Source organism: Rhodococcus sp. 05-339-2 (assembly GCF_002258965.1).
Lineage (GTDB): Bacteria > Actinomycetota > Actinomycetes > Mycobacteriales > Mycobacteriaceae > Rhodococcoides.
Genome location: NZ_NOYW01000006.1, coordinates 212731 through 234342, shown reverse-complemented (window position 1 = coordinate 234342; position 21612 = coordinate 212731). Strand labels below are relative to the sequence as shown.

The window sequence follows — 21612 nt, the reverse complement described above, 5'->3', positions numbered from 1 at the left end:
GGACAACCTTAGGTCGAGTGCCGCAGAAGTTGCTCGAGGTGGAGCAGTGAGGTCGCTTCGAGGTCCGGCGCGGTGAAGTGCTGTGGGTAGGTGGTGCCGGTGCGGTTGATCCAGGCCGTGGACAGTCCGGCACGGTGGGCACCGTCGATGTCCCAGGGGTGGACGGCGACGAGCATGGCCTCGTGGGGTTCACCGCCGCACCGATCGAGTGCGTATCGGTACGACTGTCCGGCGGGCTTCCATGCCCCGGCTTGGTCGACGGACAGCAGCATCTCTGCGTGTTCCAAAACTCCGGCACCGTCGAGCAGTTTTCGAGCAACGCCGACCGCGCCGTTGCTCAGGGTGATCAGCCGAATCTCGAGCGCAGCCAGTGCTCTGATGCCGTCTGCTACGTCGGGATGCACGTCCAGGCTCATGAAACCGCCCATGATGTGCTCGACGGCGTCGTCGATCTCCCGATTCAGCGCCTCAGGTTGCAGCATCACTGCAAGTAGCCCGGATGCGACGTCCGCGAAGGGCTGCGCCGAGCCGGCTGCGGTGAGGGCGAAGCCGTCACGCAGGACACTCGCGAACCACAGCGACGCGAGTTCGGCGGGGGCTCCCACGTCGGCGAAGCGCTCCGACAACGGCGACATGTCGGACAGCGTTTCGTTGACGTCGAAGACGATCACGCGTGGTCGACGCAGCGCAGGCGAGATGTTCGGGTCGTGGGGATCGGTCACGAACTGAGCTCCTTGTGGTGGTTCTCTTTTTCCTGGGCAACGACGACGACGCATTCCCGGAAGCGTCGATCGGCGTCGCTTCCGAGCTCGTCCATCGCGCCAGTATCGCAGCACGCTCCGGCAGGTAGATGGTTGACAAAGCAACTACTTCGGGTACGGTCGAAGTTGTTGACATCGCAACGACTTGCAGGCCGACGGCGCACGTGCCGAAGCGCCCGGTGAGACGTCAAGAAGTCACGTCCGCCGAGGGCCGACCTGCTCCGCATACCGAAAGGCGTCATCACATGACCAAGATCGCGATCATCTACTACTCGGCAACCGGTCACGGGGCCACCATGGCGAACAAGCTCGCCGACGCAGCCACAGCAGCGGGAGCGGAGGTCCGCGTGCGGCACATCGCAGAGACACGTGACCCGAGCACCTTTGCCGAGAACCCCGCCTGGACGGCGCAGTACGAAGCAACAAAGGATCTTCCGGCTGCCAGCGGCGACGACATCGTCTGGGCCGACGGCGTCATCTTCGGATCGCCGACGCGTTTCGGTAGCACCGCGGGACAGTTCCAGACCTTCATGGACTCGCTCGGTGGCTACTGGGCCAAGGGACAACTTGCGGACAAGGCGTACGCCGCGTTCACCTCCAGCCAGACTTTGCATGGCGGCCAGGAGACGACGCTCACCGGTTTGTACACCTCGCTGATGCACTTCGGCGGCGTCCTGGTCCCGCCCGGATACACCGACGGTCTGAAGTTCGCCGACGGCAACCCCTATGGCGTCAGCCATGTGACCGGGGGCGACAACCAGAACGAACTGGAGGATGCCACGCTTGCGGCCCTCGAGCACATGGCTACCCGCGTGGTCACCGTCGCAACGGCATTGTCGCGGTGAGCAGGACGAGCGGCTCGTAGCTCCATCACTCGGCATCGGGTCACTCAGGGCGGGTTGTGTCCTGGGTGACCCGATGCGATGGATGCGACGAGTTGTTCGATGACCGCTCGCAAGCCTGCCGGTGATGCCGCGTGCGTCAGCAACCCCTCGACGACGAACGTGCTGATGCGGAGCATGGCGTCGGCCGCGTCACCGGACAGGCCTCGGAAAGACCCTCAACCCCTTCGAACTGTGAGATGCGCTCGCCGGCCTGGTACAGAACAACAGCATCGACCGCATACCGAGCGCTCATCGAGTTCGGCCACGTTCTCTGCGAATCGCCCCACTCACGAACTCAATCCGTGACAACGAACCTCGCCCCACGCGGAATCTGCAACCCCGCCGCATCCCCGACCCGCAACGCAGACCCCGCCGCCAACTCCACTTTCACAGTCAGTGACCCCACGGTCACGTCCGCGATGCTGCGAAACCCGGTAGGCCGCAGGTTGGAAACAACCCCACGAATCCCGTTGCCATCCAGAGTGATCAGCTCGTGCCGCACCAGTAACACGGCAGGCCCGGCCGGCAGGGAAACTCCCTCGACCTCCAAGTCCCCGAGCTCGGAGCGATGGACTCCAACTCCGTCCCACTCGCCTTCGATTTCGTTCATCCCGCCCATCAGTCGCGAGACCGCCAGGGTGCTCGGCCGGGTGTAGGCCGTCGCGATATCGGAGTGATGCTCCAATCGGCCGTCGATGAGCACCGCGACCGAATCGGCCAGCACCGCCGCCTCCTGCTGATCGTGAGTGACGAGCAGCAGAGTCTGATCCAACGTCGAACGCAGTTCGCGAACCAGGTCGTGCATCTCGGTGCGCAACAACGGATCCAGTGCACTGAAGGGCTCGTCCAACAACAACACGCGCGGTGAGCCGGCGAGCGAACGCGCCAACGCCACCCGCTGAGCCTGCCCGCCCGATACCTCGGACACCGCACGACCTCCGATATCGCCGAGGTGGACCAGGTCCAGGTACTCCCGGGCACGTTCGCGTGACCGCTTGCGACTGTCCCCGGCGGAGCGGTAGGCGAAGCCGATGTTGTCGAGTACCGACATGTGCGGGAACAACATCGGACGCTGGAACACCATCCCGACTCCGCGGTTCTCGGCTGCGACGTCGTTCACCTCGTGTCCGTCGATGCGCACCGTGCCGGCAGTGGGTGAATCGAGTCCCGCAATGAGTCGTAGTGCAGTGCTCTTGCCCGATCCCGACGGCCCGAGAATCGCCGTGCACGAACCCGGTAACACGGTGAGATCCAACGAATCCAACGCCGCAACCGATTGACCGGCATGGACTTTGGTGAGTCCGTGAACGGACAGTTCGACGCTCATCGTGCACTCCTACGACGCAACCGGGCCAGCATGAGCACCAGCAACAGCGGCGGCACCACAGCGGCGACCGACAGTGCAGCCACCACCGAATCGTTGCCGGTCCCGGCAGCGAACGACGCGACGAGAATGGGCACGGTGACCAGTCTGCCTCCACCGATCAGCAGGGTGATCACGTAGTCGCTCCACGCCACGAGGAACGCGAGCAGTGCCGAACCCGCCAACGCCGGAGCCAACAGCGGAATGCGAATCCGTCTCAGCAGCATGGCATTCGACGCACCGAGTGTGCGAGCTTCTTCCTCGTAGCCGATGTCGTACGCGCCGAATGCCACTCGCATCAGATACGTCGTGTACGGAATGGCCGCGACGGTCAGCAAAGCGATCACCGCCACCGTGCTCGGAACGCGCGAGCGCAGCACCAGAACGTCGAGCCCCAACGCCACGGCGAACGGGGGTAGAGCCACAGGCGCGAACAGAACACCGGCCACGACAGCAGGAAAGCGCACGGTACCGTTCACCAGGGCGCGAGCGGCCAACGCGCCCAATGGCGTTGCGATGGCGGCGACGGCGAGAGCGAGAAGCGTCGATCGCACGAAAGCATCGGTACCCCCGGCATCGAGGGCGCTGCGAACGCCGTCGAATCCCCATACCTGGGGAACCGAACCGGGAAACGACCAGCGATTGCTGATGGCCCACAGGACAACCGGAATCAGCGGCAGCAGGAACCACAGGACCAGCACGGCCCGGCCGGCGAAAGGAGGAACGCGATTCATTTCCACGCTGCCGATCTGCGCAGATAATGCAGTGCCACCGCGGCCACGACCACTGTCAGAGCGGTGGCAACGGTCGCCGCAGCGGCTGCCTGCGGACGCGTCTCGAGATCGATCGAGGTGAACAGGCGAATCGCCATCACCGACAACGGCTCCGGATACGGGCGACCCAGAATACGGGCCACCTCGTACGAGCCGACCGTGTAGGCGAACGCGATGGCCGCCGACGCGATCAGTGCGGGCCGAGCCAACGGCAGCGTGACCAATCGCAGCCGAGCCCACCGGCCTGCACCGAGGGTTGCGGCCGTCTCGTCGAATGCAGCTACTCGGGTGGCGAGCGTGCCCGCCACGACGACGGCCACGAAAGCCGATTCCTTCCAGGCGTATTCGAGGACCACGGCGATCCACCACTTCCCACCGACCAATTCCGGCCAACCACCGTCGGTCATGCCGAGAATGCGGGGAAGCATTCCCGAATCGGCCAGCAACAATGCCATCGCGGCGGCACCGATCAGGTGCGGCACCGTGACCGTCACGCCGGCCGCGACCAACGCGGCGCGTCCACCCGACAGAGCCGTCAGTGCCGCGGCCAACCCGATCACCGTGGCCAACGCCGTCGAGACGATGGCAATCGACAGCGTCAGCCCCACTGAGCGCCACAGGTCACCGCCGAGCGCCGAATACGCGTCGACCGACAATTCGGGGGTGCCGACCAACGGCATCAGACCCAGGCTCTGCAGCACCACCGTCCCGAGACCGCCGCCGACGACGAGAACGACCAATACGACGGCAGGCAGCACCGCCGCCGTGCCGCGAAAGCTCTTCGTGGACGCGCTCACTGACCGGCGAGCATGCTTCGACGCCAACCCTCGTCGAGCGGCGAGACCCAGTCCGCCGAGAGTTCGGGATGCGCATCGGCCGACAACTCCTCGTAGGAGGGCAGCACCGTCGAACTCGGCAACGCCTCGAACTGCGCGCGAGACTCCGGCGTCAACCGATCCAGATCGAGAACGGTGAACTGACCCCACACGTCCGGCGTCGCCTTCGCGAGTTGCTGCTCGGGCGACAACGCGAGATTGGCAACCACCTGTGCCGCGGCCGACTTCCCCGATGTCGATGGGATGGCAAGGAAACTCGCATTCCCGACGGTTCCCTCGTCGAGAGTCAGGACGCGAGTCTCCGGCGGGAAGGTGCCGTCGGCGACGAGCTTGGGGAGGGTCGCGGGGCCGTACGTCATGGTCATGTCGACCTGACCGCCGGCGTAGAGGGCGTCGAGCTCGGAGGAGGACTGTGGATACGTCGTGCCTTCGCGCCAGAGTGACGGGGCGAGCTCGTTCAGTCGATCGAACAATGCCGGGGCCAAGCGGTCGTAGGAGTCCTGATCGAACCGAGCGGGTACCTCGTCGACGCCGCCCGAGGCATTGATCAACGCCTCACGCAGAAACACCGATCCGGTGAAGTCCGGGGGAGCGGGGTAAGTGAAGCGGCCCGGGTTCGCGCGAGCCCAGTCGAGCACGCCGTCGAATGTGGTCGGCGGATCGGGGATGGCCGCCGCGTTGTAGACCAATGTGAATTGCGCCTTGTGCCAGGGTGATTCGCAGTTCTCGGCCGGTGTGCCGAAGTCGTCGAGCAACAGTGGATCCTCGGGATCGGTCAGTTCCATGTTCGGCAGGTTCTGCGTCCACCCGCACAGCCACGCGCCCGCCTGCTTGCCGGTGCCGAAGTTCGCGCCGTTGACCCACACCAGGTCCACTTCGCCGTCGGTGACCCCGGCCTGCCGCTCGGACAGGATGCGGTTGACGGCGTCGGTGGTCGATTCCACCGGTACGCGCCGCAGTGTGACGCCTTCCTCGGCCGCCGCGGGGGTGAGCACATCGTCGACGTAGGCGTTGCCCTGCTCGTCGCCGCCGTACATCCACAGCGAGACGGTCTGCCCCTGCGCCTGCTGTTCGATCTCGCTCCACGACTGCGCCTCGGCGATCGGAGCTTCCGAATCCGGCGCAGCGCAGGCCGTGAGCAGCAGCCCTGCGCTCGCGGCAATCGTCACTGCGCACCGTACCGAACGAATCACCGTGGGCCTCCAGATCAACCGAAGCAGCCGTCGACGACGCTGCCCTCACCACCGTAATCGGTCGAATGAGACAACCGCTGAACACGCGGGCAGACCGGCCGTGTGCACAATGGAGCGTGAACCGTCGGACGAGAGGCACACACCGTGACGCAGGACCGCCCGACGCGTCGCCGGCGAGGCACGACCCTGAAGTTGCTCGGGGCCGCCGTGGTCGTCGTCGCTCTGGTGATCGTGCTCGGCACCGTCGACCTGCCCGATCCGTCGTACATCCGAGACCGAGTGGCGTCGGCCGGGCCCTGGGGCATCGCGTTGTTCGTCGTGCTCTACGCCGTCCTGTCTGCTACTCCGTTCCCTGCCAGCACGTTGACCATCGCGTCGGGACTGCTGTTCGGATTGGCGGTGGGTGCAACCGTTGTGGTGTTCGCCGCCACGATGGGGGCGTATCTCGGGTATTGGGGAGCGCGGGCGCTGGGCCGAGGGCAGGTGGCCCGCACCGAATGGGACAGGCTCCGCCGGCTCGACGCCATGCTCGGCCGTCGGGGATTGCTGTCGGTTCTGCTCGTGCGTCTGGTGCCGCTGCCGTTCTCGCTGGTCAACTACGCGGCCGGAGTCAGTGCGGTGGGTCAGCGCGACTACGTGGTGGGCACCATGATCGGCATCGTGCCCGCGACCGTCGCCTACACGGCACTCGGGGCCTACGGAACGTCTCCGCTGTCGTGGCCGTTCGCCATCGCACTGCTCGCGGTACTGGCGATCGCGGCCGGTTCGGCCCTGTTGGCGCGACGTCTGGGACTCACCGGAGCTGCCGAATGATCGACAGCTTTCTGCGCCGCCATCTCGAAGGCCCGCTCGATCGCTGTGCCCGCACGCTCGACCGCCCGTCGATCACGCCCGACCGCATCACCGCCGCCGGACTGGTGCTCGGCCTCGGTAGTGCACTGGCGGCCGGCCTGCAGTTCTGGTTGCTCGCGTTGGCATTGTGGATCGTCTCCCGCATCGCCGACGGTCTTGACGGACCCTTGGCCCGTAGGCGCGCGACGGGCTCAGGTGCAGGCGGATTCTTCGACATCACCGCCGATTTCGTGGTCTACGGAACCACCGTGGTGGGCGTCGCGGTCGGTGCCTCGGCCGCATACGACGCCCCGTGGTGGCCGTTCCTGCTGGTGCTGTTGGCGTACTACATCAACGGCACCGCGTTTCTCGCGTTCTCCTCGATCGCCGAACGCAACGGCCGCACCATCGACGACGGCCGCTCGCTGTCGTTCCTCGGAGGCCTGGCCGAGGGTGCGGAAACGATTGCGGTGCATTGCCTCTGGCTGCTGCTGCCCGGTATCTCATGGCAGATCGCGGTAGTCTGGGCGGCAGTGGTTGCAGTCAGTTCCGGCCAGCGAATCCTCGCCGGCTATCGCGCCCTCTCCTGATCCATCTGCTCCGCCCTTTCGCCAGCACGGCCGTTGCCCGCGAGATGACGGGAGAACTCAACTGCGCCTTCACGTCTGCGATCGCCGCGTTCCACGGACCGTCGTTGTACGTCGGATACGGGTGGGTGGCTCCGGCGAGGTCTCGGGTCCTCAGCCCCTGCTCGATGGCGATGATCAGCTCCCCGATGGTCTCGCCCGCTCGCGGTCCGACCACGCAGGCCCCGACGATACGACGCTTGGCGTCGAGCACCAGCGTCGTCGATCCGTTCGTTGCCCCCTCGGTGACGGCGCGGTCGACGTGGTGGTGGTCGAGGGTCTGCAGTCGCAACCCGCACTGCCTGGCGGTGCGCACATCGATTCCGGCCGAGGCGATCTCGGGATCGGTGAACGTCACTCGTGGAGTTCCCGTGGTACTCACCTTTCGCCGAAGGCCGAGGACTGCATTGCTCGCGGCCAGACTGCCGTGCACGCCTGCGGTGTGCGTGAACTGCGGATGACCGGTGAGATCCCCGGCCGCCCAGATGCGAGGATTGGTGGTCCGCAGATTCTCGTCGACCTGTACGAATCCGTTGTCGCTCAGAGCCACTCCGGCCGTGTCCAAGCCGAGTGCCGCGGTGCGCGGCGTTCGTCCGGTGGCGATCAGAACCCGGTCGAATCCGAGTTCGACGCCCGTGTCGGTGGTGGCCGAGCCGTCGTCGATGCGGACGACGGCGGTGGAGGTCAGGACCCGCACGCCCTCGTCCGTGAGGGTCTGAGTCAGTACGGACGAGGCCGACCGGTCCTCGCGGGGAAGGATCGTGGCCGACCGCCCGACGAGGGTCACGTCCGACCCGAGACGCGAGAATGCCTGCGCCATTTCGCAACCCACCGATCCGGCTCCCACGATCAGGAGTCTCTGCGGTAAGTCCGTCAGATCCCAGAGGGTGTCGCTGGTCAGGTAGTCCACGTGCTCGATGTCGTCGATTGCCGGCACCGTGGGATGCGCGCCGGTGGTCACGATCGCCTGACCGAAATGCAGTATCCGCGTTCCGACTCTCACAGTGTTCGGACCGGTGAAGACCGCGTCGCCGCTGATCACGTGTACTCCGGCCTCGGTGAGGGCCGCCGGTGAATCGATCGGCGCGATCTCGGCGATCGCACCGTGCACGTGCCGCATCACGCGCGCGAAATCGACGCGCGGCGGTTCGGTGTCGATGCCGAAGCGAGGCGCGGATCGAACCGTCGCGGCCACCGAGGCCGCCGCGAGCAATGCTTTGGACGGAACGCATCCGGTCCACAGGCAGTCGCCGCCGGTGCGGTCACGCTCGATCAGTACGACACGTACACCGAAGCCCGCCGCGGTCTTCGCTGCCACGATGCCGGCGGTACCGCCGCCCACGACAACCACGTCGGCACGGTTCTCGGGCACACTCGAAGACGAACGACGGATTCCCATACCTCCCACTATGCCTGCGCCTTGGAGAGACCCGAGATGAGACGACCGACCAAGTACACCGTCTCGGCGCGCCTGTACGACGTGATCTCCTTCGAATGGCCGGTGTATCGCGCCGGGCGGGAGGCGGCGCTCGAGTTGCTGAATCTGCCTGCGGGGAGCCATGTTCTGGACCTCGGCTGCGGGACGGGGCTGAATTTCGCGGGGCTGCAGCGAATGGTCGGCCCGACCGGCTCGATCACCGGAGTCGACGCCAGCCCGCAGATGCTCGAACAGGCCCGACGGCGAGCCGACCGGTTCGGTTGGGGCAACGTCACGCTCGTCGCAGCCGACGCCACCGCCCTGACGTCCGCGGATCTGGGGGAACAGGCCCCGTTCGATGCGGCCCTGAGCACCTACGCGCTGTCGCTGATGACGCCATGGCAGGCGGCCCTCGAGGCGATGATCGCGGCGACGAGAGTGGGCGGCGTCGTGGCTGTCGTCGACATGCAGCGTCCCGTCGGATGGTCGGCGGGGTGGACCCCGCTGGCGAAACTCGCGTGTCGACTCGGTGGGTCGGACATCGAGGCTCATCCGTGGACGGCGATGACGCCACTGCTGCAGGATCTTTCGGCCCGCGCTGTCCGCGGAGGCCACATCCAGATTCGCGTCGGGACTGTCGGCTCCCGTCTCGCAGAGCCGAATTACTGAAGGTCGCACAACTGTCGTTGCCTTCAGTGTATCGCCGGGTAGGGGGCTTGCGGCAAGACCCCGTCGGCGGTGCACACTCTTCCGGCTACCGACACGGAGGAGTTGTGATGGCAGACATGGCCGATACACCGGAGCGATTTCGCGTACACGAGTCCGGTGCCTACTTTCATGGCACGAAGGCCGATCTCGAGGCCGGTGACTTCTTGGTCCCCGGCTATCGCTCGAATTACCGTCCCGAGCACATCTCGAACTACGTCTACATGACCAAGGTGCTGGACGGCGCTGTGCTCGCGGCGGAGATGGCCGTCGGCGAGGGGAATCCGCGGGTCTACATCGTGCAGCCGACCGGCAGTGTCGAGGACGACCCGAACGTCACGGACAAGAAGTTTCCCGGCAACCCGACCCACTCCTATCGCAGTGCAGAACCGGTACGCATCGTCGCGGAGATGACCGACTGGGTCGGTCATTCGCCCGAATACCTGCAGCGTTTCCGAGACGGTCTGGAGGCGTTGCGGCGAACGGGAACTGCCGTTCTCTACGACTAGGCGACACTCTCCGGTGATTTTTCGCCCGGGCCGAGGTTCACCCGATCACGACGGCACGGGCGTTGCGGTCACCTGATCGGAGCCGATTCGCCGAGAGTCTGCGAAAAGCGTTGGGGTGAAAACAAACAACGAGCAAGCCGGCCGCACCATCACTTCTTCTGGCGTCGGCTCCCGCCGTGCCAGTCCTGGACCACGCCCGCTTCGTCGTCCTGCACCCCGAGGGCCTTCAACTGAGGAAGCTCACGCAGACTGCGCTTCATCTCGGCGAAGCCGGGGAACCGAGCGAGGCCGATCACGTTGTCCCACAGTGCTACTGCCTCTTCGTCGCTGGGGAGTCGGCTGATCACCGGGCCGAAGAAGGCAACTCCGTCCGGCGGCTCGAAGGCGATGATGGGTGTGCCGACGTCCTTGCCGGTCAGTGACAGTGCATGATCGGTTTCGGCTCGGATCTCCTCGTCCAGAGACGAGTCATCCAGTGCTGCGGTGTGACGGGTGGGTAGCCCGAGTTCTTCGAGGATCGGCCCGAGGAATTCCGCGGTGCCGCGATGTCCGTGGCTCGCAGCGTCGTCGGGCACCACCTCGGTGTCGAAGATGTGCGTGCCGAGGGCCTCGTACAGTGGCCCGATCGCGTCCGACCCGTGCTCGCGACGAATGTCGGCGGCAGCCCGCAACAGTCGCAGACCTGCGGTGTGACCGGCCTCGTACTCGGGTGGAAAGTGCGCGTCGTAATCGATGTGCGAATTGAGCAGCCGCAGCGAGATGAACCGCCAGTCGACGGTGTAGTCGCGTTGGGCTTGGACCTTGCGGACCCATTTGCTGGTCATCCAGGCGAACGGGCACACCGGATCGAAGTAGAAGTCGATATCGGCCATCGAGGGGACGCTCCTTCTGGGACGGAAGTTCCGTGTGGTCGACGGTATACCCGCGCCGACGCTGTCAGTTCTCGCCCAACAGAGCCGCGCGCTGCTCGTTCACCACCGCGCGGATGGCGTCGACCACCGCCGACACCTCCGGCCGTCGCAATGTTTCGCTTCGGGTGACGAGCCAGTAGGTCAGTTTCACCGCGATGGCGTCGGGCAGGATTCGTTGTAGGTCGGAGTGGCGGTCGGCCATGAAGCACGGCAGCAGTCCGATGCCGGCCGAGGCGCGGGTCGCCTCGACGTGGACGAAGACGTTGGTGGAGGTGACCGATTCGCGCATCGTCGGGGTGAAGTTGGGGGCCAGATCGAGATCGTCGACGTGCAACATGGAGTCGATGAAGTAGATGAACGGGTGCGCGGAGAGGTCGGCCGGCACCTGCGGAGTTCCGTGGTCCTTCAGATAGGCCTCGGAGGCATAGAGGCCGAGTAGATAGTCCCCCAGCCGGATGGCCTCCGCGCGGTGCACCTGCGGTTGGCCGACGACGATCTCGATGTCCAGGCCCGATCGCTGCTGCGATGCCCGTCGGGTGACCGCGACGATCTCGACGCTCACCCGCGGGTGAGCGCGCTGCACCCGCGCCGCGGCCGGGGCCGCGATGTAGGCACTGAATCCGTCGGTGGCCGAGATGCGTACGACGCCCTCCAACGCACCCGCGTCGCTCGAGACGAGGGTGCGCAGCGCGTCCTCGACGGCCTCGGCAGCGGCCAGCGCGCCGCGGCCCAACTGCGTCAGCTCCCAGCCACCGGCACCCCGCGTCAGGACCCGGCCACCGAGGGTGTCCTCGAGCGCGGCGATGCGTCGGGAAATGGTCGTGTGGTTGATGCCCAGGTCGTCGGCCGCAGAACTGTAGCGACCTGTTCGACTGACAGCGAGCAGCACCAGCAGGTCGTCTGCACTGGGGATCTTCGCGCCACCGAGCGTCATGTCTGCAGTTTTGCAGATCCGACCTGCGTTCATGGCTCTTGCGCCGAGAAACATCTGCACCAATACTCAGAGCAACCCGCCAATGTGTGGTCTGTCACAACAGTGACCATCGAGTGCCGAGTAACACAGGAGAGTCAATGAGCGTCGATCAGCCGCTGGCAGAACGGTCCGAACCGGACCCCGATGCCACCCCCGCAGGCCTCAAGAAGGTCGTCGGGGCATCGATGGCAGGCACCATCGTCGAGTGGTACGAGTTCTTCCTCTACGGAACCGCCGCGACACTGGTGTTCAGCAAGATCTTCTTCGCCGCCGGAACCAGCGAGCTCGACGCCATCCTCGCTGCCTTCGTCACCTACGCCGTCGGCTTCGTCGCACGACCATTGGGTGGCATCGTCTTCGGCCACTACGGCGACAAGTACGGCCGCAAGAAGTTGCTGCAGTTCAGCCTCGTCCTCGTCGGCGGAGCCACGTTCCTCATGGGCTGCCTGCCGACCTTCGAGGCGATCGGCTACTGGGCACCGGCCCTGCTGGTGACCCTGCGATTCATCCAGGGCTTCGCCGTCGGCGGCGAATGGGGCGGCGCGGTTCTCCTTGTCGCAGAACACAGCCCCAACAAGTCCCGCGGATTCTGGGCCAGCTGGCCGCAGGCAGGCGTGCCCGCAGGCAACCTGCTCGCCACCGTCGCTCTGCTCGTCCTGACGACCACCCTGTCCGACGAGGCCTTCCTCAGCTGGGGCTGGCGCGTCGCGTTCTGGCTCTCTGCCGTCATCGTTTTCGTCGGCTACTACATCCGCACCAAGGTCTCCGACGCTCCGATCTTCCTCGAGGCCCACAAGCAGGCCGAGGTCATCAAGGCCGCGTCGTACGGCGTCTTCGAGGTCGTCAAGCGTTACCCCCGTGGCGTGTTCACCGCGATGGGCCTGCGCTTCGGTGAGAACGTCATGTACTACCTCGTGGTCACCTTCTCGATCACGTACCTCTCGGTGGAAGTGGGAACGGATACCTCCACGATTCTGTGGTGGATGCTCATCGCCCACGCGATCCACTTCTGCACGATTCCGTTGGTGGGCAAGCTCGCCGACCGCGTCGGGCGTCGCCCCGTCTACTTCGCCGGTGCCATCACCGCCGCGACGTGGGGCTTCTTCGCCTTCCCGATGATGAACAGCGGACACAACGTCGTCATCATGCTGGCCATCATCATCGGCCTGATGTTCCACGCCTTCATGTACGCCACGCAGCCGGCCATCATGGCCGAGATGTTCCCGACGCGGATGCGCTACTCCGGTGTGTCCCTCGGCTACCAGGTCACCTCGATCGTCGCCGGTTCGCTGGCCCCGATCATCGCGGTGAAGCTGCTCGACGTCTACGGCTCGTCCGTGCCGATCGCGGTGTACCTCGCCGTGGCCTGCGCGATCACCGTGGTTGCCGTCGTCATCGCAAGGGAAACAAAGGGACTGGCGCTCGAAAGCATCGACATCGCCGACGCCAAGAACCTGGCCACCGAGGCCGAGCTGGCCAAGGCTGGTCTGCTCGATCAGAATGTGAAGCAGTGACCGACCTGACCGGACGCTCCGCCCTCGTCACCGGGGGAGCGTCCGGCATCGGGGCCGCGTGTGCACGCGAGCTCGCCGGCCGGGGCGCACGCGTCACCGTCGCCGATGTGAACGACGTTGCCGCAAAGGAATTGGCGTCGGAGATCGGCGGTGACGTCTGGTCGGTGGATCTGCTCGACACCACCGCTCTCGACGACCTCCGATTGGACGTCGACATCCTGGTCAACAATGCGGGCATTCAAACCGTCGCACCGATCGTCGACTTCGACCCAGGCGCGTTCCGCAGAATTCAGACCCTGATGGTCGAGGCTCCGTTCCTGCTCATCCGAGCTGCCCTGCCGCACATGTACTCTCGCGGCTTCGGTCGAGTGGTCAACCTGTCTTCGGTACACGGACTACGGGCATCGGAATTCAAGGTCGCCTACGTCACCGCCAAACATGCACTCGAAGGCATGTCGAAAGTGACGGCCCTCGAAGGTGCCGCCCACGGTGTGACGAGCAACTGCGTCAACCCGGGATACGTGCGCACGCCGCTGGTCGAGAAGCAGATCGCCGACCAGGCCAAGGCACACGACATCCCCGAGGACGAAGTACTCGAAAAGGTCCTGTTGACCGAGGCTGCCATCAAGCGACTCGTCGAACCCGCCGAAGTCGCCTCACTGGTGGGCTGGTTGACCTCCGAGCACGCAGGCATGGTCACCGGAGCGTCGTACACGATGGACGGTGGTTGGTCGGCTCGATAGTCCGCGCCCCGCGTCAATGGACCACTGCACACGTCTGAGCGTGTCAATGTGCCATCGACGCGGAATCGTGAACTGGGTGGATGGACCCTTGCACACGTCTGACCGGTGCAAGGGTCCATTGACGCGAACCAGGGCGGGCGGGTGAACGGACCCATCCCGAACAGCAAGAAGCCCCCGTGACGTGTCACGGGGGCTTCTCTGGCGGAGGATAGGGGATTTGAACCCCTGAGGGCGTTAACCCAACCCGCGTTCCAGGCGAGCGCCATAGGCCACTAGGCGAATCCTCCGTGGGGAAGCTTACCCGGTTACCCCCACCATCTCCCAAATCGGGAGGCGCGAAGGGTGGTGATGTGTTGCCCGACGGGAGGCGGCTACACTTCCTAACGGATCCCGCGCGGCGCGCATCCTGTGAACTCCCCCAGGGCCGGAAGGCAGCAAGGGTCAATGGGCTCTGCCGGGTGCGCGGGGTCCCCTTTATTCAGTGGCAGCAACACTGTCCGGGGAACCCAGTCACCGAGAGGCCGCTCCGCATGTCAGCGCAAACCCAGTTGGGTCTGATGAACCATGAGGAGCTTGCCTCCGAGCACGAGCGGCAGAGCGCGAAGTACACGCAGCTCAAGACCGAGAATCTGAAGCTGGATCTCACCCGCGGCAAGCCGTCACCCGAGCAGCTCGATCTCGCTGCCGAGCTGTTGACGCTCCCGGGCGCGGACTACAAGGACGGCAACGGCACCGATTGCCGCAACTACGGTGGGCTCGCGGGCCTGCCGGAACTGCGCGCCATCTTCGGTGAACTGCTCGGCATCCCGGTGAAGAACCTGCTGGCCGGCAACAATGCCAGCCTCGAGATCATGCAGGACCTCGTGGTCTGGGCGCTGCTGCACGGTCTGCCCGACTCGCCGCGAGCCTGGTCGGCCGAGCCGAACGTGCGCTTTCTGTGCCCGGCTCCCGGCTACGACCGGCACTTCGCGATCACCGAGAGCTTCGGCATCGAGATGATCTCTGTTCCCATGGGACCCGACGGCCCCGATGTGCACGAGATCGCCAACCTGGTGGCGTCGGACCCGCAGATAAAGGGCATGTGGGTGGTGCCGAACTACGCGAACCCCACCGGCGCGGTCTACTCCGAGGAAGTTGTGCGAGCGCTGGCCACGATGCCCACGGCTGCACCGGACTTCCGACTGTTCTGGGACAACGCCTACGCGGTCCATCCGTTGACCGAGGAGTTCGCGCCGTCGTACGACGTGCTCGGCATGGCGGCCGAGGCAGGCTTCCCCAACCGCGCGTTCGTGTTCGCGTCGACGTCGAAGGTCACGTTCGCCGGTGCGGGCGTCAGCTTCTTCGGCAGTTCCGAGGAGAACCTGGCCTGGTACCAGAAGCATCTCGGCAAGAAGAGCATCGGGCCGGACAAGCTGAACCAGCTGCGGCACCTGCGTTTCTTCGGTGACGCCGCCGGCGTGCGGGCCCACATGGCCAAGCATCGCGAGATCCTGGCCCCGAAGTTCGCTCTGGTGCAGCAGATCCTCGAAGACCGTCTCGGTGCGTCGAAGATCGCGTCGTGGACCGAACCCAAGGGCGGCTACTTCATCAGCCTCGACGTGCTCGAGGGCACGGCCGCTCGGTCGATCGCGCTGGCCAAGGACGCCGGAATCGCGCTGACGGCCGCCGGCTCGGCCTTTCCGTACGGTAAAGATCCGGAAGACAAGAACATTCGCCTCGCCCCGAGCTTCCCGTCGCTCGGTGAGCTGGAGAAGTCGATGGACGGAGTCGCGACCTGCGTACTGCTGGCCGCGACCGAGAAGCTCCTCGAAAGCTAGTGGTGTGGTTATGCGCCCCCTGAGGCGCATAACCACACCACTGCGCGTAGCGCACTAGTGCCCGACGACTACCGCACCTTCGGGAGCCGACGGTAGCGGTCCCTTCTTCAGCAGCGTGGCCGACAGCACTGCGCCGAGCAGGAAGATTCCCGACGCCCACCAGAACGTGGTGGTGTAGCTGGCGATCTCGGCGTTGGCCTGCAGCAGAGCCGCGTCGGTTGCCGTCGCCATGTTGGAGCTGACGTAGCTGGTGGCGGCGTTGGCAGCCACTGTGCTCAGGAGCGCCGTGCCGATCGAGCCGCCCACCTGCTGCATCGTGTTCACCGTTGCCGATGCGACGCCGGAGTCGTCCGGGTCGACGCCCGAGATCGCGCCCTGCATGGCCGGTGCCATGGTGGCACCGAGTCCGAGGCCCATGATGACCAGGCCGGGCAGGATGTGCGTGACGTAGCTGCTGTCGATGTCGATCTGCGTCAGCAGTCCCATTCCGACCGAGGCCACGATCAGGCCGGTCGTCATCAGGATGCGCGGCCCGAAGCGGGGGAGTATCAGCGCCGTCGACAGTGTCGCGGTGAGGATCAGCGACGCGATCATCGGCATGAACGCGAACCCGGTGGTGATGGGTGTGTACTTCAGGGTGTTCTGCAGGTAGTAGGTCAGGAACAGGAATACCGCGAACATGCCTGCGCCGGTGACGAATACGGCCAGGAACGATCCCGCACGGGTGCGATCGAGGACGATGCGCAGCGGCAACAGGGGGTGCTCGACGCGCATCTGGATGGTCACGAACACCGCGAGCAGAACGACACCAGCGGCGAGGAATCCGAGGGTGACCGAGTTGCTCCAGCCGTCGGACTCGGCGTGTGCGAAGCCGTAGACGATCGAGAACAGTGCAGCCGAGACCGCGAGGGTGCCGGGGATGTCGAGCTTCGGCCGGACGTCGACCTTGTGCTTGGCCAGGAAGAGGAACCCGCCGACGAAGGCGAGTGCAGCGAAGATCAGGTTGACGTACAGGCTCCAGCGCCAGTTGGCCCATTCGGTGAGCATGCCGCCGAGCAGCAGGCCGAGTGCGCCGCCGCCGCCTGCGATGGCACCGAAGATGCCGAATGCCTTGGCGCGTTCCTTGGTGTCGGTGAAGGTGGTGGCCAACAACGACAGGGCCGCGGGGGCCAGTAGTGCGCCGAAGAGACCCTGACCGGCGCGAGCCGCGACGAGCATGCCGAAGTTGACGGCCGCGCCGCCCACCGCCGACATCAACGCGAAGCCGACGAGGCCGATGAGGAAGGTGTTGCGGCGACCGAAGAGGTCGCTGAGCCGTCCGCCGAGCAGCAGCAGGCTGCCGAACGCGAGGGCGTATGCGGTGACGACCCAGGAGCGATCGGCGTTGTCGAACCCCAGGTCGAGCTGGGCAGCGGGGAGTGCGATGTTCACGATGGTCGCGTCGAGCACGACCATGAGCTGGGCCAGGCCGAGCGTGGCGAGAATCAGCCATCGATTCCTATGCGCACGTTCGTCCGCCGGTGTCGTGGTCGACGTCGCGTCGCCCACGTTCTCCGATGAAAGGGTGGTCATGGTGTCCTCGGTTCGACTATGCGGAGGTGTATCCTCCGGTTGTAGAACAAGGTAGCAGCGAAGTGGAGGACTGTCCTCCGCTTATCGGGTGAAACGGACATCGAATGAGTGTGAGAGCCGACACATCGGCAGCGAAGCCCCTCCGTGCGGACGCCGAACGCAACCGTCGACGCATCGTGGACGCGGCGCGCGAACTGTTCGCCTCACGCGGAATCGACATCACACTCGACGACGTCGCTGCCCACGCCAAAGTGGGTGTCGGAACCGTCTACCGACGGTTCTCCTGCAAGGAAGAGTTGATCGACGGCGTCTTCGAGCAGCGACTCGAAGACATGCTCGCGACCGCGGAGCGCGCACTCGAGGCCGAGGATCCGTGGGAGGGGCTGGTGCAGTTCCTGGCCGAGGTGTGCGAGGGGATGTCCTCCGACAGGGGACTCGGTGAGGTCGTCCTCGGCTCGGACGAAGGCTGTCGCGGCATCGCTCGGGTTCGTTCGCGTATCGATCCGTTCTTCGAGAAGATCGTCGAGCGAGCGCTCGCGTCCGGGCAGCTCAGGTCCGATATCGCGGTCAACGACTTCTATCCGGTGCTCGGCATGATCGGCGCGAGCGTCGAATTCTCCAGCGCCGTCGATGCGACCAACTGGCGTCGCTACTTCACCGTCCTGCTCGACGGTCTGCGGGGCGACGGTGTCCCGCGCTCGGCGCTTCCAGGGCGTCCCTTCACCAGCGACGAGGTCGACATGGCCAAGACGGCGATGCATCGTCGTCGACGCTGAGTGAACTGGGTCCACGTCACGAAACCCTTTGCGTTGTGCGATCGATCACGTAGGGTCCCTAACGGAATTGAGTGCTACCCGATGTACCGCTTACTCGGGGGCTGGGGATCGACGTTGGGGGATTCGAGTTGCGTTCGACGCGTGTCATTTTTTCGGCAGTAGCGGTATCCGCGGTGCTCATCGGTATGACCACTCCGATTGCATCTGCAGCCCCGGGCTCCGGATCGTCGACGGGTTCCACCGTCGAATCGGACTTCTACGTACCGCCGAGCCCGCTGCCCGCAGGCTCCCCGGGTGATGTGATCCGGTCCGAGCCGTCGCATCTCGCTCTGTCGGTCCCCGGAATCGGTGGCCCTCTGCCCGGCGCGGCAACGCGAATCATGTACCGCAGCACCGACTCCAACGATGCGGCCAATGCCGTCACGGGCACGTACATCGATCCTGCCGCACCGTGGACCGGGCCGGGCCCGCGTCCGCTCGTCGTCCTCGCTCCAGGAACCCAGGGCCAGGGCGATCAGTGCGCGCCATCGAAGATGCTCAACAACGTCATCACCTACACCCCGCCGCTCGGCTTCATGGTCGAGTACGAGGTACTCGCCGCATACTCCCTGCTGTCGCAGGGATACGGCGTCGTCATCACCGACTACGAAGGCCTCGGCACTCCCGGTGCGCACACCTACGTCAACCGCGCCTCGGAAGCGCACGCTGTGCTCGACGCCGCCCGCGCAGCGCAGAACCTGCAGGGCACCAAGATCTCCGCGGACGGTCCGGTCGCGGCGTACGGCTACTCGCAGGGCGGCGGAGCAGCGGCTGCTGCTGCGGAGATCGCCGGAGAGTACGCACCGGAGATCGACCTCGTCGGCACCTATGCGGGCGCACCCCCGGCGGATCTGAAGGCGACCCTCGAGCAGGTCGACGGCACCATCCTGACCGGCGTGATCGGCTACACCCTCAACGGTCTGCTCAATTCCGATCCCGGTCTGCAGCCGATCGTCGACGAGAACATCAACGACGCAGGCAAGGCCATGCTGAACCTGGTGGCGAATCAGTGTGTGGGAGAAACGATTCTGAACGTCGGGCTGCACCGCACCAACGAGTACACCAAGACCGGCGAGCCGCTCTCGGTTGTACTGGACCGGCTGCCCATCGCCGCGGACATCCTGGCCAAGAACAAGATCGGTGAACGCACGCCCAACGCTCCGGTGCTGATCCAGTCCGGTACGTCCGACGACATCGTGCCTCACGGACAGGCCGTCGGGCTGGCCGGCGACTGGTGCGGCAAGGGTGCCACCGTGCAGCTGAGTGCCGCGCAGGTTCCGGCAATCGTGCCGGGTTCCGGTGCCGGACACCTGATTCCGGACCTCCTCGGTCTCGGCGAGGCGCAGAACTGGATCAAGGATCGGTTCTACGGAGTGCCCGCGCCGTCCAACTGCTGATCTGCCGAAGTACGGCCCGCGCGGGTCAGCGCGGGCCGTACATGATCACCGCCACGCCGATCAGTGCGATCGACGATCCGGCGATGTCCCAGCGATCGGGTCGGAAGCCGTCGGCCACCATTGCCCACAGCAGTGACCCTGCAACGAACACACCGCCGTATGCCGCCAGGATCCGACCGAAATTGGCGTCGGGCTGCAGCGTCGCCACGAAACCGTAGGCACCGAGGGCGATCACGCCCGCTCCCGCCCAGAGCCATCCGCGATGTTCGCGGACCCCCTGCCACACCAGCCACGCCCCGCCGATCTCGAACACGGCCGCAACCGCGAACAGCATGACCGACTTCACAATGTTCATGCGACAAAGGCTCCCACAGCCCCGACCTGGTGTAGAAAGATGCCTTTGGGGGTACAGGCCTATAGGCCCCGCGTCGAGGGCCGAGTCGGTAGAGGTGAGTTTCACATGCGGGACAGTTACACGGAGACGCTCGATTCCTTGGCGTCGAACCTGTCCGAAATGTCGAGAATCGCCGAAAAGGCAATGGTCGACGCCACCCGTGCACTGCTGACCGCCGATATCGTCATGGCCGAGCAGACCATCGAATACCGCGAGGAGATCGATACCCTCGCCGCCGAGTGGGAGCACGGAGCATTCGGCTTCCTGGCCCTGCAGGCACCGGTCGCCCACGATCTACGACGCGTCGTCTCCGGGATCAACATCGTCGCCGACCTACAGCGGATGGGCGGACTCGCCGTCCACGTCGCAGAGCTGGCTCGCCGCCGCCATCCCGCGCACGTACTTCCGCCCGAGGTCGAGGGAGTGTTCGAGGAGATGGGCCGGGTTGCCGTCGCCCAGGCAGCGGCCACCCAACGCGTGCTGGAAACCCGAGACGCCGAACTCGCAGCCGACCTCCGGATTCAGGACGAGGAGATGGACGCGCTGCACCGCAGCCTGTTCATGCTGACCTCCGCACCCGATTGGCCGCACGGTGTGCCGGCCGCAGTGGACATCACGCTGCTCGGACGCTTCTACGAGCGATACTCGGACCACACTGTCGAGGTCGCCAAACGCGTCATCTTCCTGGTGACCGGCGATCGCCCCACCGACGAGTCATAGTCTGCGCGAACGGCTCGAAGATGGCAGGATCGGCACGATGAAACGTGACGTCTCTGCGTACCTCGATGTCGACGTGACCGAGGCCAGCACCCTCGAGTTCCAGATCGCAATCGCACCTCATCCGGGAACCGATGTGTGGGAAGCACTCTCGTTCACACTCGACGGTCAACCGATCGAGGCGCAGGAGATCAGCGGCGCTCACGGCACCCGCATCCACAAGATCCACGCCGACGTCGGCAAGCTCGAGGCGTCGTATTCGGCAACCATCTACGGCAACACCGAGCCTGCTCCGGTCTCCGACTACGACCTCTCGCTCTACCTGCGGCCGAGTCGATACTCCGAAGCGGACAAGTTCTTCGGTTTCGCGGCAACGGAATTCGGTTCCTACCCGCCGTCGGAGAAGCTGCTCGCGGAGGTCTCGTCCTGGGTCGGTGCCCGTCTGAGCTACGTCCCGGGTAGCAGCGACCCCATCGACGGCGCGGTCGACACCCTCCTCGCCGGAGCCGGAGTCTGCCGCGACTACACCCACCTCGTGGTGGCCCTGCTGCGTGCGGTCAATGTCCCCGCTCGCCTGGTCGCGGTGTACGCACCGGGCTGCGATCCCATGGACTTCCACGCGGTCGCCGAAGCATTCGTCGAAGGCCAATGGCGAGTGGTGGACGCGACGTGCCTCGCACCTCGATCGACCCTGGTGCGCATCGCCACCGGACGCGACGCATCCGACACCGCCTTCCTCGACAACCACGGCGGATCGATCATCCTCAACAGCGCCGTCGTCGGAGCCGTCGTCGACGGACCACTGCCCTTCGACGACATCACCCAGCTGGTCTCGATCACCTGATCGCACGAGTACACGCG

23 protein-coding genes, 1 tRNA gene and 1 other RNA gene are annotated in these 21612 nt (G+C 65.5%); 13 read left to right on the top strand and 12 right to left on the bottom strand.

Annotation, left to right across the window (positions count from 1 at the left end):
- Positions 1–8 precede the first annotated feature (8 nt).
- The gene (locus tag CH273_RS06045; protein WP_052049487.1) at positions 9–722 is read right to left on the bottom strand and encodes a haloacid dehalogenase type II; all 714 of its coding nucleotides are present in this window, start codon (positions 720–722) and stop codon (positions 9–11) included.
- 284 nt (positions 723–1006) lie between these two features.
- On the opposite strand from CH273_RS06045, the gene wrbA reads away from it, so the two are divergent.
- Positions 1007–1606, top strand: a complete 600-nt coding sequence (gene wrbA / locus CH273_RS06040) for an NAD(P)H:quinone oxidoreductase (protein WP_032395327.1) — start codon at positions 1007–1009, stop codon at positions 1604–1606.
- A gap of 44 nt (positions 1607–1650) precedes the next feature.
- Here wrbA and CH273_RS06035 read toward each other — a convergent pair whose 3' ends face one another.
- From CH273_RS06035 to CH273_RS06015, 5 genes are all read right to left on the bottom strand, one after another.
- Positions 1651–1782, bottom strand: a complete 132-nt coding sequence (locus CH273_RS06035; protein WP_256991284.1) for a hypothetical protein — start codon at positions 1780–1782, stop codon at positions 1651–1653.
- 158 nt (positions 1783–1940) lie between these two features.
- Positions 1941–2972 carry an ABC transporter ATP-binding protein gene (locus CH273_RS06030; protein WP_032395326.1) on the bottom strand — a complete coding sequence of 344 codons (1032 nt, stop codon included), beginning with the start codon at positions 2970–2972 and terminating at the stop codon, positions 1941–1943.
- On the bottom strand, positions 2969–3742 hold the full coding sequence (locus CH273_RS06025; protein WP_032395325.1) for an ABC transporter permease: 774 nt from the start codon (positions 3740–3742) through the stop codon (positions 2969–2971). Before CH273_RS06025 ends, CH273_RS06030 begins: the two co-directional genes overlap by 4 nt.
- Positions 3739–4578, bottom strand: a complete 840-nt coding sequence (locus tag CH273_RS06020) for an ABC transporter permease (RefSeq protein WP_082322456.1) — start codon at positions 4576–4578, stop codon at positions 3739–3741. Before CH273_RS06020 ends, CH273_RS06025 begins: the two co-directional genes overlap by 4 nt.
- Positions 4575–5786: an ABC transporter substrate-binding protein gene (locus CH273_RS06015; protein WP_052049552.1), complete on the bottom strand. Its 1212-nt coding sequence runs from the start codon at positions 5784–5786 to the stop codon at positions 4575–4577. The genes CH273_RS06020 and CH273_RS06015 overlap by 4 nt, the downstream gene beginning before the upstream one ends.
- A gap of 168 nt (positions 5787–5954) precedes the next feature.
- On the opposite strand from CH273_RS06015, the gene CH273_RS06010 reads away from it, so the two are divergent.
- A complete protein-coding gene (locus CH273_RS06010) occupies positions 5955–6623 on the top strand; it encodes a TVP38/TMEM64 family protein (protein ID WP_230596763.1) in 669 nt (222 codons plus the stop codon).
- Positions 6620–7231, top strand: coding sequence for a CDP-alcohol phosphatidyltransferase family protein (locus CH273_RS06005; protein ID WP_032395323.1), 612 nt, complete (start codon positions 6620–6622; stop codon positions 7229–7231). The genes CH273_RS06010 and CH273_RS06005 overlap by 4 nt, the downstream gene beginning before the upstream one ends.
- Here CH273_RS06005 and CH273_RS06000 read toward each other — a convergent pair.
- Positions 7185–8639 carry a dihydrolipoyl dehydrogenase family protein gene (locus CH273_RS06000; protein WP_032395322.1) on the bottom strand — a complete coding sequence of 485 codons (1455 nt, stop codon included), beginning with the start codon at positions 8637–8639 and terminating at the stop codon, positions 7185–7187. The genes CH273_RS06005 and CH273_RS06000 overlap by 47 nt on opposite strands.
- Before the next feature lie 63 nt (positions 8640–8702).
- Here CH273_RS06000 and CH273_RS05995 point away from each other — a divergent pair, with 63 nt between their 5' ends.
- Both CH273_RS05995 and arr read left to right on the top strand, forming a co-directional pair.
- Complete coding sequence (locus CH273_RS05995) at positions 8703–9353, top strand: class I SAM-dependent methyltransferase (RefSeq protein ID WP_032395580.1); 651 nt, start codon at positions 8703–8705, stop codon at positions 9351–9353.
- Positions 9354–9469: 116 nt separating this feature from the next.
- Positions 9470–9898: an NAD(+)--rifampin ADP-ribosyltransferase gene (gene arr, locus CH273_RS05990; protein ID WP_032395579.1), complete on the top strand. Its 429-nt coding sequence runs from the start codon at positions 9470–9472 to the stop codon at positions 9896–9898.
- A 149-nt stretch (positions 9899–10047) separates the two neighbouring features.
- On the opposite strand, the gene CH273_RS05985 is transcribed toward arr, so the two are convergent.
- Together CH273_RS05985 and CH273_RS05980 are read right to left on the bottom strand one after the other, a co-directional pair.
- Positions 10048–10770, bottom strand: coding sequence for a mycothiol-dependent nitroreductase Rv2466c family protein (locus CH273_RS05985; RefSeq protein WP_032395321.1), 723 nt, complete (start codon positions 10768–10770; stop codon positions 10048–10050).
- Between the two features lie 64 nt (positions 10771–10834).
- The gene (locus tag CH273_RS05980; RefSeq protein ID WP_179273014.1) at positions 10835–11743 is read right to left on the bottom strand and encodes a LysR family transcriptional regulator; all 909 of its coding nucleotides are present in this window, start codon (positions 11741–11743) and stop codon (positions 10835–10837) included.
- Positions 11744–11880: 137 nt separating this feature from the next.
- Between CH273_RS05980 and CH273_RS05975 the strand changes: the two genes are divergently transcribed.
- Both CH273_RS05975 and CH273_RS05970 read left to right on the top strand, forming a co-directional pair.
- A complete protein-coding gene (locus tag CH273_RS05975) occupies positions 11881–13296 on the top strand; it encodes an MFS transporter (RefSeq protein WP_032395319.1) in 1416 nt (471 codons plus the stop codon).
- A complete protein-coding gene (locus tag CH273_RS05970) occupies positions 13293–14039 on the top strand; it encodes a 3-hydroxybutyrate dehydrogenase (protein ID WP_032395318.1) in 747 nt (248 codons plus the stop codon). Before CH273_RS05975 ends, CH273_RS05970 begins: the two co-directional genes overlap by 4 nt.
- A gap of 199 nt (positions 14040–14238) precedes the next feature.
- On the opposite strand, the gene CH273_RS05965 is transcribed toward CH273_RS05970, so the two are convergent.
- Positions 14239–14326: transfer RNA gene (locus CH273_RS05965), tRNA-Ser, on the bottom strand.
- A 95-nt stretch (positions 14327–14421) separates the two neighbouring features.
- On the opposite strand from CH273_RS05965, the gene ffs reads away from it, so the two are divergent.
- Both ffs and CH273_RS05955 read left to right on the top strand, forming a co-directional pair.
- Positions 14422–14516, top strand: an RNA gene (ffs, locus tag CH273_RS05960) — signal recognition particle sRNA small type.
- A 53-nt stretch (positions 14517–14569) separates the two neighbouring features.
- On the top strand, positions 14570–15856 hold the full coding sequence (locus tag CH273_RS05955) for an aminotransferase class I/II-fold pyridoxal phosphate-dependent enzyme (protein ID WP_032395317.1): 1287 nt from the start codon (positions 14570–14572) through the stop codon (positions 15854–15856).
- A gap of 54 nt (positions 15857–15910) precedes the next feature.
- On the opposite strand, the gene CH273_RS05950 is transcribed toward CH273_RS05955, so the two are convergent.
- Complete coding sequence (locus CH273_RS05950) at positions 15911–17428, bottom strand: DHA2 family efflux MFS transporter permease subunit (RefSeq protein WP_032395316.1); 1518 nt, start codon at positions 17426–17428, stop codon at positions 15911–15913.
- Positions 17429–17532: 104 nt separating this feature from the next.
- On the opposite strand from CH273_RS05950, the gene CH273_RS05945 reads away from it, so the two are divergent.
- Positions 17533–18204 carry a TetR/AcrR family transcriptional regulator gene (locus CH273_RS05945; protein ID WP_032395315.1) on the top strand — a complete coding sequence of 224 codons (672 nt, stop codon included), beginning with the start codon at positions 17533–17535 and terminating at the stop codon, positions 18202–18204.
- 185 nt (positions 18205–18389) lie between these two features.
- Positions 18390–19640 (top strand): lipase family protein, encoded by a 1251-nt coding sequence (locus tag CH273_RS05940; RefSeq protein WP_032395578.1) that lies wholly within the window; start codon positions 18390–18392, stop codon positions 19638–19640.
- A 25-nt stretch (positions 19641–19665) separates the two neighbouring features.
- Here the strand turns inward: CH273_RS05940 and CH273_RS05935 are convergent, their stop codons facing one another.
- Complete coding sequence (locus tag CH273_RS05935) at positions 19666–19995, bottom strand: YnfA family protein (protein WP_032395314.1); 330 nt, start codon at positions 19993–19995, stop codon at positions 19666–19668.
- Positions 19996–20100: 105 nt separating this feature from the next.
- On the opposite strand from CH273_RS05935, the gene phoU reads away from it, so the two are divergent.
- The gene (phoU, locus tag CH273_RS05930) at positions 20101–20754 is read left to right on the top strand and encodes a phosphate signaling complex protein PhoU (protein WP_032395313.1); all 654 of its coding nucleotides are present in this window, start codon (positions 20101–20103) and stop codon (positions 20752–20754) included.
- A gap of 37 nt (positions 20755–20791) precedes the next feature.
- Positions 20792–21595, top strand: coding sequence for a transglutaminase-like domain-containing protein (locus CH273_RS05925; protein ID WP_052049483.1), 804 nt, complete (start codon positions 20792–20794; stop codon positions 21593–21595).
- Positions 21596–21612: the final 17 nt, after the last annotated feature.

Bases quoted from the DNA above. Each gene is read 5' to 3' on its own strand.
- CH273_RS05935 (WP_032395314.1), bottom strand. From the start codon at position 19,995: ATGAACATTGTGAAGTCGGTCATGCTGTTCGCGGTTGCGGCCGTGTTC.
- CH273_RS05925 (WP_052049483.1), top strand. From the start codon at position 20,792: ATGAAACGTGACGTCTCTGCGTACCTCGATGTCGACGTGACCGAGGCC.
- CH273_RS05985 (WP_032395321.1), bottom strand. From the start codon at position 10,770: ATGGCCGATATCGACTTCTACTTCGATCCGGTGTGCCCGTTCGCCTGG.
- CH273_RS06030 (WP_032395326.1), bottom strand. From the start codon at position 2,972: ATGAGCGTCGAACTGTCCGTTCACGGACTCACCAAAGTCCATGCCGGT.
- CH273_RS06025 (WP_032395325.1), bottom strand. From the start codon at position 3,742: ATGAATCGCGTTCCTCCTTTCGCCGGCCGGGCCGTGCTGGTCCTGTGG.
- CH273_RS05975 (WP_032395319.1), top strand. From the start codon at position 11,881: ATGAGCGTCGATCAGCCGCTGGCAGAACGGTCCGAACCGGACCCCGAT.
- arr (WP_032395579.1), top strand. From the start codon at position 9,470: ATGGCCGATACACCGGAGCGATTTCGCGTACACGAGTCCGGTGCCTAC.
- CH273_RS05980 (WP_179273014.1), bottom strand. From the start codon at position 11,743: ATGACGCTCGGTGGCGCGAAGATCCCCAGTGCAGACGACCTGCTGGTG.
- wrbA (WP_032395327.1), top strand. From the start codon at position 1,007: ATGACCAAGATCGCGATCATCTACTACTCGGCAACCGGTCACGGGGCC.
- CH273_RS05955 (WP_032395317.1), top strand. From the start codon at position 14,570: ATGTCAGCGCAAACCCAGTTGGGTCTGATGAACCATGAGGAGCTTGCC.
- CH273_RS05950 (WP_032395316.1), bottom strand. From the start codon at position 17,428: ATGACCACCCTTTCATCGGAGAACGTGGGCGACGCGACGTCGACCACG.
- phoU (WP_032395313.1), top strand. From the start codon at position 20,101: ATGCGGGACAGTTACACGGAGACGCTCGATTCCTTGGCGTCGAACCTG.
- CH273_RS05945 (WP_032395315.1), top strand. From the start codon at position 17,533: ATGAGTGTGAGAGCCGACACATCGGCAGCGAAGCCCCTCCGTGCGGAC.
- CH273_RS05995 (WP_032395580.1), top strand. From the start codon at position 8,703: ATGAGACGACCGACCAAGTACACCGTCTCGGCGCGCCTGTACGACGTG.
- CH273_RS06035 (WP_256991284.1), bottom strand. From the start codon at position 1,782: ATGCTCCGCATCAGCACGTTCGTCGTCGAGGGGTTGCTGACGCACGCG.
- CH273_RS05940 (WP_032395578.1), top strand. From the start codon at position 18,390: ATGACCACTCCGATTGCATCTGCAGCCCCGGGCTCCGGATCGTCGACG.
- CH273_RS06005 (WP_032395323.1), top strand. From the start codon at position 6,620: ATGATCGACAGCTTTCTGCGCCGCCATCTCGAAGGCCCGCTCGATCGC.